Annotated in this window: 8 protein-coding genes and 2 pseudogenes; 4 read left to right on the top strand and 6 right to left on the bottom strand. The window is 35.1% G+C overall.

All coding sequences use genetic code 11. From position 1 onward, the window contains the following. The 3 genes and pseudogenes from AT685_RS05535 to guaB form a co-directional block, all read right to left on the bottom strand. Window positions 1-891 (bottom strand): aminopeptidase P family protein (locus AT685_RS05535; protein WP_267886275.1); only part of this gene is annotated, 891 nt, incomplete at its 3' end. Window positions 892-901: 10 nt separating this feature from the next. Then, a complete protein-coding gene (locus AT685_RS08680; protein WP_081040608.1) occupies window positions 902-1051 on the bottom strand; it encodes an aminopeptidase P family N-terminal domain-containing protein in 150 nt (49 codons plus the stop codon). A gap of 5 nt (window positions 1052-1056) precedes the next feature. Continuing rightward, window positions 1057-2286, bottom strand: a pseudogene (guaB, locus tag AT685_RS05545) (IMP dehydrogenase); the annotation flags it as partial. Between the two features lie 24 nt (window positions 2287-2310). Between guaB and AT685_RS05550 the strand changes: the two are divergent. Genes AT685_RS05550 through AT685_RS05565 form a run of 4 tightly spaced genes read left to right on the top strand, consistent with a single transcriptional unit; the run spans window position 2311 to window position 9068 of the window. Further along, window positions 2311-3537 carry a glycosyltransferase gene (locus tag AT685_RS05550; RefSeq protein ID WP_072151873.1) on the top strand — a complete coding sequence of 409 codons (1227 nt, stop codon included), beginning with the start codon at window positions 2311-2313 and terminating at the stop codon, window positions 3535-3537. A gap of 18 nt (window positions 3538-3555) precedes the next feature. Beyond that, window positions 3556-4854, top strand: coding sequence for a phosphoribosylamine--glycine ligase (gene purD, locus AT685_RS05555; RefSeq protein WP_072151874.1), 1299 nt, complete (start codon window positions 3556-3558; stop codon window positions 4852-4854). Window positions 4855-4861: 7 nt separating this feature from the next. Further along, window positions 4862-5716, top strand: coding sequence for a CPBP family intramembrane glutamic endopeptidase (locus AT685_RS05560; protein WP_072151875.1), 855 nt, complete (start codon window positions 4862-4864; stop codon window positions 5714-5716). Further along, window positions 5700-9068: a lamin tail domain-containing protein gene (locus AT685_RS05565; RefSeq protein WP_072151876.1), complete on the top strand. Its 3369-nt coding sequence runs from the start codon at window positions 5700-5702 to the stop codon at window positions 9066-9068. The genes AT685_RS05560 and AT685_RS05565 overlap by 17 nt, the downstream gene beginning before the upstream one ends. Window position 9069: 1 nt before the next feature. Here the strand turns inward: AT685_RS05565 and AT685_RS05570 are convergent, their stop codons facing one another. The 3 genes and pseudogenes from AT685_RS05570 to AT685_RS08420 all read right to left on the bottom strand — a co-directional run. Continuing rightward, a complete protein-coding gene (locus tag AT685_RS05570) occupies window positions 9070-10083 on the bottom strand; it encodes an NAD(P)H-dependent glycerol-3-phosphate dehydrogenase (protein WP_072151877.1) in 1014 nt (337 codons plus the stop codon). After that, complete coding sequence (plsY, locus tag AT685_RS05575; RefSeq protein ID WP_072151878.1) at window positions 10080-10724, bottom strand: glycerol-3-phosphate 1-O-acyltransferase PlsY; 645 nt, start codon at window positions 10722-10724, stop codon at window positions 10080-10082. Before plsY ends, AT685_RS05570 begins: the two co-directional genes overlap by 4 nt. Window positions 10725-10841: 117 nt before the next feature. After that, window positions 10842-11412, bottom strand: a pseudogene (locus tag AT685_RS08420) (hypothetical protein); the annotation flags it as partial.

Raw genomic sequence — 11412 nt, forward strand, 5'->3', positions numbered from 1 at the left:
TGAAGTTAAAATTGAAGCGTTTGAATCTACTAATATATCATCTTCAATTCTGACACCTCCAAACCCTGGTATGTAAATTCCTGGCTCAATTGTGATAACATTCCCAGCTTGAAGAATATAATTACTTTTAGGAGCTATTCTTGGAAGGGTATGGATTTCAATTCCAATTCCGTGTCCAAGCGAATGTCCGAAAAATTTGCCATAACCCTTTTGTTTTATGTAATTTCTTGCAACGGAATCAAGTTCATTGGCTTTAACTCCTTTGCCGACTTTTTCAATTGCTTTTGCTTGGGCGTCAAGGACAATTTGATAAATTTTTCTGGCTTCTGGTTTTGCTTTTCCTATGGAGATAGTTCTTGTTATGTCGGAATGATAGCCATCATAGACGCATCCGAAGTCAATCACAACAAGTTCGCCTTTTTTGAGTTTTTTATCTGTTGCAACTCCATGTGGTAAAGCGCTTCTCCACCCGCTTGCAACTATTATGTCAAATGCATCTTTCTCGGCTCCAAATTTTCTGTGAAGGTAAGTTATTTCGGAGGCGATTTCAAGTTCAGAAATTCCTGGCTTGATGATATTTAAAATTTCTTCAAAAACTTTTTCGCTTATTTTTATTGCAAATTTTATTTTTTCAACTTCGCTATGGGTTTTAACTGCAGAAATTTCCTCAATGAAATTTTTTGTTGGTATAAATTTTACATCTCTAAATTTTTTCTTCAATTCAAGAACGAATGAGAGGGGAATGTGCTGTGATTCAACCCCAATTTTTTTAAATTTATCAAAGATATTTTTCTCTTGAATTAAATCAAGCAAAGTTTTTCCTGTGGCGATGAATCTTTTAAAACCCTTTACTTGTTCTTTTGACTGTTCTTTATATCGGAAGTCGGTTATAAAAAAGGCTTCATTTTTTTGTTATGATGCAAATAGCTGAGGAGCCTGTAAATCCAGTTAGATATCGTATGTTTGGGAGATGGGTTATTAAAATTGCTTCAATTTTTAATTGGTCAAGTTTTTCCCGAACTTTTTCAAGTTTTAGATTTAATTCAGACATTTCGTTCAAAGATTTGATATGCTGTAATTTGGGGCTTCTTTTGTGATGATCACATCATGCGGGTGGCTTTCCCTTAGCCCAGCGTTTGTCATAAGAATAAACTTTGTTTTGGTTTTCATTTCTTCAATGTTTCTTGCGCCACAATAACCCATTGCTGATTTTAATCCACCGACCATTTGATAAACAACATCACTTAAGTGACCTTTGTATGGAACTCTTCCTTCAATTCCCTCGGGGACGAGTTTTTTAATATCATCTTCAACATCTTGGAAATATCTATCGCTGCTTCCAGCTTTCATTGCTTCAATTGAGCCCATTCCTCTATAAACTTTATAACTGCGTCCCTCGTACAAAACTTTTTCACCAGGGCTTTCTTCGGTTCCAGCAAATAAAGCACCTATCATAACGGAGTCAGCACCAGCTGCAATTGCTTTTGCGATATCGCCAGTTTGTTTTATTCCACCGTCTGCAATTATGGGAACTTTGTATTTCATTGCGGCTTCTGCACAGTTCATAATAGCTGTGATTTGCGGGACCCCAACACCCGTGACAACCCTTGTGGTGCAAATTGATCCAGGTCCAATGCCAACCTTAACTGCATCTGCTCCGGCTTTTATAAGGTCAATAGTTGCTTCTCCTGTTGCGACATTTCCAGCGATAACATCAAGCTCTGGAAATTTTTTCTTGATTTTTTTCAACATCTCTATGACACCTTTTGAGTGTCCGTGGGCAGTGTCAATAACTATCACATCAACCCCTGCTTTTTTAAGTTCTTCAACTCTTTCAATGGTATCTGATCTAATCCCAACAGCTGCGCCAACTCTAAGGCGTCCGAGCTCATCTTTACATGCATTTGGATATTTTTTCTTTTTCTGAATATCTTTAAATGTTATCAAACCACGAAGATAGCCATTTTTATCAACGACGGGGAGTTTTTCAATTTTATGTTTTTGCAAAATTTTTTCAGCTTCTTCAAGCGTCGTTCCAACAGGAGCAGTTATCAAATTTGAATTTGTCATATACTTTGAAATTTCGGCATCAAGGTCTGGTTCAAATCTTAAATCACGATTTGTAAGAATCCCCACAAGTTTCCCGTTAGAATCAACCACAGGTATTCCGGAGATTTTGTAATGGCTCATTAGTTCAAGCGCTTCACGAACTTTTCTATCTGGGGTCAATGTTATCGGGTTTAAAATCATTCCGCTTTCAGATCGTTTTACTTTATCAACTTCATTGCCAAGAAACTTAATTGAAGTTTAATGATTAGAAAAGTTTTGATGATAACTTATCATTTTCCTCCTGTGATTTACGGCTCAAGCTTTAGGGCTTTTAACTTCGCAAAACATCTTAAAGATTACAATTGGTTTTCTTCAATCTTAACACTCAATCACTCTATATTCCCAGCTTTGAAAGATTTTACACTTACTGAAGCTCTTAAGGAAAGCAATGTTAAGGTATATGCAGTAAATCTTATTAAACCTTTCTCAAAAATCGCATCTTTAAACTTCCCCAAAACCAAGAAAGAACTTATCCCGAAGATTCTGTTATATACCGCTAAAATTTTCGGCGTGGTTGAGCCAGAGGATATTTGGAAATTCAAAGCGATCAAGTTTGGGGAAAAAATCTTGAAATCCGAGAGATATAATGCAATTATAGCTTTCGTCCCCCCACTTTCAACAGTGCAAATTGGCGCTCACCTTTCAAAAAAATTTAAAATCCCTCTCATAATTGACTATTCCTCAATCATCCCACAGAAAAAATCGCTCACATTAAGAGAGAAAAAACTTCTAAGAGCTGGTTCATCTATAATCGTTGATAACAGAAGGATCAAAGATTATTTACTTCAAAATTATCTTTTTCTTGATTACAACTTCGTCAAAATAATTCCAACGGGGTTTAATCTTTCAGAATTTACAGATCATCGCATAAACCCTGATGATAAATTTACACTGACCTTGGCATATGGCAAAATCACTCTGAAAAAATTTAAATTAATTTTAAACGCCCTCGCTTATCTCTCAAGAAAAGATCCCCTTTTCAAAAAATCACTTCTTTTCAACTTGATAGGCATTCCAACAAACGAAATTGTCAATCTTATCTCAAAACTTCAGATAAAAGAAAACATCAAAATTTATCAAAACTTACAGCGTGAAAATTATATCAAAATTCTTCTCTCCTCTAACTTTCTAATCTATCTTGACGATTTTGACATTTCAAATGTCCCATATGATTACATTGCAACTGGAAAACCATACATTGCAATAATAAATGGACAGAACAACCACAGATACATAATTGGGGATTACAAAAATTCACTTATAGCTGACGCAAACGACCCATCGTCAATTGTAAATGCATTTATAAAAGCATTTGAACTTTATTTGAATCAAAAAGTTCTTGTCCCTAAACTTAACCTTGAAAATTATGATATCAAAAAAGTTATAATCAATCTCGTCCGCGAGCTTGAGCTGTTTACACCCGACTAAAACAAAAGAAGCTAAATTATGAAGGTTCTCGTCGTCGGTAGCGGTGGGAGAGAACATGCACTTGTGTGGAAAATTTCACAATCAAAGGAAGTGAAAAAAATTTATTGTGCGCCCGGAAATGCCGGGATTTCTGAAATTGCTGAAACTTTGCCAATTAAAGCTGAAGATTTAAACTCACTTTTAAAATTTGCTCTTGAGAACAAAATTGATCTTACCGTCGTAGGACCTGAACTTCCCCTCTCGCTTGGGATTGTGGATTTATTTGAATCTCACGGTTTAAAAATCTTCGGACCAAGAAAATCGCCCGCTGAAATTGAAAGTAGTAAAGTTTTTGCGAAAAATTTCATGAAAAAATACAACATACCAACAGCAAATTATGAGACATTCACATCTGATGAAATTGAAAAAGCAAAAAAATTTGTTCAAGGATTAACTCCGCCGATAGTAATAAAAGCAGATGGACTTGCCGGTGGAAAAGGTGTGACAATATGCGAAAATATCAACGATGCAGCTAAAACAATTGATTTATACTTTAAAGACAAAATTTTTGGCCTGGCAGGTGAAAAAATCGTAATTGAAGAGTTTTTAGAAGGTGAGGAAGCTTCTGTCTTCGCAATAACTGATGGCAATGACTTTATAACGCTTGCCCCAGCACAGGACTATAAGCGAGTTTTTGATAATGATGAAGGGAAAAACACAGGTGGAATGGGTTCTTACGCACCGACACCGCTTCTTGATAATATGATGCTTGAAAGGATAAAAGATGAGATAATTAAACCAACAATTCAAGGTCTAAAAAATGAAGGAAGAGAATACAAAGGATGTCTGTATTGTGGTCTCATGATTACGGAAGATGGTCCGAAAGTTCTTGAATTCAACTGTCGCTTTGGGGACCCAGAAACACAAGTGGTTCTGCCACTACTTGACGGCGACATCATTGAAATGTTTTTCAAAGCAATAGATGGAGGATTGAAAAAGTTCAATTATAACATCAAAAAAGCAACTGCTGTTTGCGTCATACTTGCCTCTGCCGGGTATCCTGATAATTATGAAACCGGAAAAGAAATTTACGGTCTTGATGAAGTAAGAAAAATGGAAGACATAATTTTATTCCATGCTGGAACTAAAAAAATAAATGGTAAAATCCTAACATCAGGGGGTCGTGTTCTTGGTATTACAGCTATCGGAGGTGAAAATGACTTTGAGAATACTATTAGAAAAGCTTATGATGCAGTAAAAAAAATACAATTTGACGGCATGCACTATAGAACCGACATAGGGAAAAAGGCAATAAAGTTTTTAAAAACAAACCTATGATAAAATAATGCCATCTATTTTTGTTAACCAACAAAATAAACTTCGCAATGGATGGAAAATTTTGATATTCTTCATAAATTTCGCCATCGCCCTCATTGTTGTGAATTTTTTATTCAGGCTATTTTTGCCAATTCTTAATCTCACCAGTAATCTTCTAATTGATGAACTCATTGTATTAGTCTCCGCGATAATTTCTACTTTTGTGATGATGAATTTTTTTGAAAAGAAAAACTTATTTGACATCGGTTTAACATATACTTCAAAAAGCCCTCATGAAATTTTATTCGGTTTAATTCTTGGATTTTTAATGATAACAATTGTCGTCCTACCAAACGCAATTTTTGGTTATTACAAATATAATTTCACACTGAATCAAATATATCCGCATTTTTTTGAAGCAGTTTTGTTTTTTGTTCTCGTCGCACTTGCTGAAGAAATTTTATTTCGGGGTTATCCATTTCAACGCTTAATTGACGGGACAAGTCCAATTATTGCAACATTACTTTTCTCACTTATCTTTTCGCTTGCTCACCTTCAAAATCCAAATATGAACTTTCTTGCGCTTTTTAATATCTTTCTTGCCGGGGTTTGGCTTTCCGCATCATATATAAAAACTCGCTCCCTTTGGTTGCCAATCTCGCTTCATTTTTCATGGAACTTCTTCCAAGGTTATCTTTATTCCCTGCCCGTAAGCGGAACAATTTTAGTTGAACCTGCATTTGATGTTGAAATATCAGCAGAAAACATAATTTCTGGTGGAAATTTCGGTCCAGAGGGAAGTTTGATAACAAGCCTTGTCCTTATCATTGCAACCATCTTTATTTTAAGAAATAAACGCCTAAGCGATGCTAAAATTTCTTAAAATAGTTTTCCCCTTTATTTTTGCGTCAAGCATTTTCTCGCAAGGAATTATAATAAACGAAATAATGAATTCCCCTCAAGGTGGAGAACCCGAATGGGTTGAGCTCTTAAATTTCTCATCTGAACCCATCAACTTAAAAAATTGGAAAATTTCAAACCGAAATACATCAACCAAATATACAATCACATCTTCAGATTACACACTCCAGCCTGATAGTTATGTAGTCATAACCAAAAGTGATACAATTTTTTACTTCCACTCAAATATACCTTCAAAAGTTTTCATCATCCCACAGATGCCAACATTTCTTTTCAGAAACGATTCAGATGCAGTTGTAATTTTTGATTCAGTTGGAATTGTAATTGACAGCGTTTATTATAAACGAAGTTGGGTTGTAAATGGATATTCAATTGAAAGAATTTATCCAAATAAAAATTCAAATTTAAAATCAACTTGGGGAATTTCAACAGACCCGGAAAGAAGCACACCCGGAAGGAAAAACAGCATAATGGCTAAGTTCAACGATGTTGGGATAAAGAACTTTACAATTGAACCAGCTCAAATTTTTCAGGGAGAAAGTTTTAAAGTTAAAGCGACAATTTATAACTTTGGGATCAATCCCGTTCAAAATTTTACTGTTGAATTTTATGTTGATTTGAATAAAGATTCAATTTTTCAAAACAATGAAAAACTTTCCGAATTTACATCATTACAAACCCTTGAATCAACTGATTCAATTTTAATTGAACTTAACATTGATGGATTATTATCTGGGGTTTATAAATCCCTTTTAAACATTTCATTCCCCGATGATGAGAACACTTCAAACAACTTTCTTAGCAAGAGCATAACCATATTACCTCCACCGCTTTCTTTAAACTCCATTGTTATAAACGAAATAATGTATGCCCCAAGATCACCAGAACCTGAATGGGTGGAGCTTTACAACCGAACTGAACAGCCCATAAATCTAAAAGATTGGAAAATTGGCGATTCCCAAACATTAAGAACAATAAATTCTGACTTCGCCATAAATCCAAATGATTTCGCACTCATAGCTTCAAAAGACACAATTTTTTCAATCTATTCCTGGTTAAGTTCAAATGCCAATAAAGTTTTAATTCTATCTTTGCCGGCACTAAACAATGATGAAGACGCTGTGAGAATTTATGATCAATATGGAAACTTGATTGATTCAGTTTATTACTCCTCAAGCATGGGCGGGACAAATGGATTCTCACTTGAACGAATTTCCGCTGAACAATCGTCAAATCTCACATCAAATTGGGGCACATCAAAAAATCCATTTGGAGCAACACCTCTTTTAAAGAACTCCTTAACACAAAAAGACAAAGATCTAAGCATTACAAATGTAATTTTCTCGCATCCAGCTTTTAAATCCATCCCCGTTGAAATAAAAGTAATTGTAAAAAATATCGGAAAACTTTCATCTGATAACTTCTCCATCAAACTTTTCAACGACGAAAATCTTGACAAAATCCCACAACAAAATGAGCTCATTGATGAAATATCTCACTTTTCCTCATTAATGCCGAACGATTCAACAATTATAAACTTTATCTTCACCCCAGCGAAAGTCAAAGTATACAACTTAATCACAAGCATATTCTACACTGAGGATGAGGATACGCTTAACAATAATTTTATCTTCAATCTTGAAGTTTCATATCCTGAAAAGACAATTTTGATCAATGAGATCATGTTTGCCCCTGTGGGAGACGAACCTGAATGGGTTGAAATTTATAATGCGAGCAATGATACTGTCAATTTAAAAAATTGGCAGATATCCGATGCATCAAGCAAAGCTATTATAACGAAAAGTGATTTCTTTATACACCCAAATGAATATCTTATCCTGTCAAAAGATAGCGCAATTTTAAACTTTTATTCAATCCCATCAAATGTAATAACCCTATCTCTCCCGATGCTCAATAATTCTGGCGATGCTGTTGCTATCTATGACTATACCGGAGCAAAAATTGATTCGGTTTATTACTTTGGGAATTGGGGTAAAACGGGAGCATCAATTGAAAGAATTGACTTTGATGAACCAAGCACTGATTCATCTAATTGGGCAATTCCTCCAGATTCAATAAAGTCCACGCCTGGCGAAGAAAACTTTTCAAAACGAAAAAATTTTGACCTTAAAATTAAATCACTAATAATCCCGTCATCAATAAATTATAATGAAAGTTTAATTGCCCATCTAACAGTTCAAAATGTTGGGCTAAATCAAGTAAATAAATTTGAGGTAAAAGTTTATAAAGATTCAAACTTTGACTCAATCCCGAACGAGAATGAGCTCATTTTAGCTCAGAATTTTCAAATTATGCTAAATAAAAAAGACTCAATTTTAACAAGCCTTGAAATATCAAATCTTGAGCCCGGAGAAAGCATTTTGATTTTCTTTGTTGATTTGCCCAGCGATGAAAACTTAAAAAATAACATCATAATAAAAAAGATAAACGCCAGCTTCCCACAAAATTGCCTCGTGATAAACGAGATAATGTTTGAGCCACTTCCAGGTTACTGCGAATATATTGAATTGTTTAACCGTTCTGATAAACCGATTAATTTAAAAAATTGGAAATTTAACGATATGAGATCTCAAGACGGAAAAGCTAACTTCATAACCATTTCACCTACGGATTTTATAATAAATCCTGGTGAATATCTTGTTCTTGCTTCGGATTCAACATTTTACAGATATTTCTCCAGCGGTGATTTACTTGATTTCAAATTCGTTATTTTTAACAAAAGCTTAAGTTTAAACAATGACTTTGATGATATCGTGATCACAGATTTGACAGGAAAGATAATTGACAGCGTGAGATATTTTTCAAATTGGCATAGTTCAATGATTCTGGATAGAAGAGGAAGATCGCTTGAAAAGGTAAATCCAAACTTACCCTCTTCAGAAAAGTCAAGTTGGATGAGTTCATCTTCAAAAATTGGCGGAACGCCCGGGGGTAAAAATAGCGCTTATACTGAATTATCACAACAACCTCAAACCACAGGAAGCATTAGCGTATTTCCAAACCCATTTTCACCTGATGGAGATGGATTTGACGATGTCTGCATGATTTCTTACCATCTCCCATTTAATGCAGGAATTTTAAATGTAAAAATTTTTGATTCTTACGGCAGACAAATTAAAACGCTTGCTTTAAATCAATTTACAAACCAAACTGGAAATTTGCTATGGGATGGAACAGATGACACTGGAAGAGCTGTGCGAATTGGAATCTATGTGGTTTTATTTGAAGCGGTTTCCGAAAACGGTGAAAGTTTCAAGCAAAAATTTACAGTTGTCCTCGCAAAGAAGCTTTAATTTATGTAAAATTCCTAAGACCCCACACTTCTGGCTTTGCTGTTCTTCCCATTAATTCATAAGTAGCTTTTATCGGGTCTTTATCATTAAACAAAATCTCGTAAACAACATTTGTAATTGGCATTTCAACATTATACTTTTTTGAAAGCTCAACAGCTGAAATTGTCGTCCAAATTCCTTCAGCCACCATGACCATATTTTTTAAAATTTCATTCAGTTTTTTGCCTCTTCCAATTTGCTCCCCAACGAACCTATTTCTGCTGTATTTGCTTGTGCAGGTAACTATTAAATCTCCAATTCCCGAAAGTCCAGCAAATGTTTCAAGCCTTGCCCCCATTGCCACACCTAATCTGACAATTTCAGCGATTCCTCTCGTCATTAAAGCAGCTCGCGTATTATCTCCAAAACCGATCCCATCGGCAATTCCGGTTGCAATTGCAATTATATTTTTTAAAGCTCCCCCAATCTCAACTCCAATCACATCACTACTTGTATAAACACGGAAGTAAACATTCATAAAAACGGATTGTATAAACTGGGCAAGGTCTTTATTTAATGAAGCAACAACAACGGCAGTTGGCTTTCTCTGAACAACTTCCTCTGCATGACTTGGACCCGAGAGAACACAATAATTTTCATCATCCTGAAAAATATCTTCAATTATTTCAGAAACCCTCATCAAAGTTCCATTTTCTATTCCTTTCGCGACATTTACAATAATTTTACCTTTACAAACTTTAAATTCCTCACCCTTTATAATTTCCCTTATATGTTGGGTTGGAACAGCGAGAACGACTATCTCAGATTCATCCAAAGCCTCGTTTAAATCTGATGTCAACAAAATTCCATCTGGAATTTTAATCCCCGGAAGATAAAGATAATTTTCACGAATTGCTTTAACCTTATCAAGATAATCCTTTCTTCTGAACCATAATTTAACCTTATGACCGTTATCATAGAGCAGAATTGAAAGCGTTGTCCCCCAGCTACCTGAGCCTATAACGGAAATATTCATGTTTTTTTCCCAAAGATTAACTTATTTTCATTTCCCGCGATTAATCGCTTTATATTGCTTCTGTGCCGGTAAACTATGAGAACAGCGATCAAGCTTCCAAAAATTAAAAGCGTAAAAAAATCGCTATGTTCTAATTTTAAAATTTTTTCAGTGAAAATTATTATGAATGGGAATAAAATTGCAGAAATAATTGAGCCAAGAGATACATATCTTGTCAACGCAACGATGATAACAAAAATCATAAGAGAAATTAAAAGATCAACCGGAGCTATACCAAGCAACATTCCTGCAGATGTGCTTACCCCCTTCCCTCCTTTAAATCCAGCAAAAATAGTCCAAATATGCCCTATGACTGCAGAACATCCAGCTATTATTTGCAAAGTTGTTAAATTTAAAATTGATGCATCACCATAAAACCACTTTGCTATAAAATAAGTTGCAAAGAAACCTTTAAACGCATCAAATAAGATCACAAAAATTCCCCAGCCTAAACCAACAACTCTTATTACATTTGTCCCACCGGGATTTCCACTGCCATAATTCCTTATATCAATTCCTTTAACAAGTTTTCCAACGATTATACTCGTTGGAATTGAACCCACAAGATAACTTAAGGCAATGATCAACACGAGATTAAGCATTACGATTTGAAACTTTTTATTTCAAAACTATTTTCAAGGATAAATTTAAAAAACCTCACTAAAAATAAAAAGGGCGTGCTTAAAGCACGCCCTGTATATTAAAAGAAAATTAAATTTTTACTTTGACACGAAAAGATCAACGATACCTTCCAGTGCTTCAGCTGGAATTTTGGGCAGTTGATATTTACTCTCAGCAATAGAAGTGGTTGGCAATTGAATTCCAGGTAACGACATCACATCCACATAAGGGATATTAGAGCCAAATTTGGTATTTATTGCCTTGATAAATTCATTTGCAATTATCCCGTGACCACGGCTTGATGGATGCACGCCATCTAAACTGAAAAGCCCACCCGTTATGAAATCGGTTGTAAATTTAACACCAGCAATCTCAAGCCCGGTAGCTTTAACCTCGTTCAACCTTGAGTAAATATCAACTTTAACAACTCGCCCAGCTCTTGTCGGATTTGCTAAGACGGTATCAATTATTAAGTTAAATTTCTGAACCGCGTTTCTCGCAACCGTAACTTCATTTGCATCAAGAACTACATCATCAGGTAGTGGTTTTCCTGCATTTGGAAGTTGGTTAAATGGTGGGACATTAGGAAGCCCGTATCCAGTTGCAATTAAGGAACTTGCAGGAAGCAAAACCAAATCTCCAGGTCTAAGTTGAGCTTGTTGACCACCC

The organism is Candidatus Kryptobacter tengchongensis (assembly GCF_001458555.1).
GTDB lineage: Bacteria > Bacteroidota > Ignavibacteria > Kryptoniales > Kryptoniaceae > Kryptonium > Kryptonium tengchongense.

Bases quoted from the DNA above. Each gene is read 5' to 3' on its own strand.
- AT685_RS08680 (WP_081040608.1), bottom strand. From the start codon at position 1,051: ATGTCTGAATTAAATCTAAAACTTGAAAAAGTTCGGGAAAAACTTGAC.
- AT685_RS05550 (WP_072151873.1), top strand. From the start codon at position 2,311: ATGATTAGAAAAGTTTTGATGATAACTTATCATTTTCCTCCTGTGATT.
- purD (WP_072151874.1), top strand. From the start codon at position 3,556: ATGAAGGTTCTCGTCGTCGGTAGCGGTGGGAGAGAACATGCACTTGTG.
- AT685_RS05560 (WP_072151875.1), top strand. From the start codon at position 4,862: ATGCCATCTATTTTTGTTAACCAACAAAATAAACTTCGCAATGGATGG.
- AT685_RS05565 (WP_072151876.1), top strand. From the start codon at position 5,700: ATGCTAAAATTTCTTAAAATAGTTTTCCCCTTTATTTTTGCGTCAAGC.
- AT685_RS05570 (WP_072151877.1), bottom strand. From the start codon at position 10,083: ATGAATATTTCCGTTATAGGCTCAGGTAGCTGGGGGACAACGCTTTCA.
- plsY (WP_072151878.1), bottom strand. From the start codon at position 10,724: ATGCTTAATCTCGTGTTGATCATTGCCTTAAGTTATCTTGTGGGTTCA.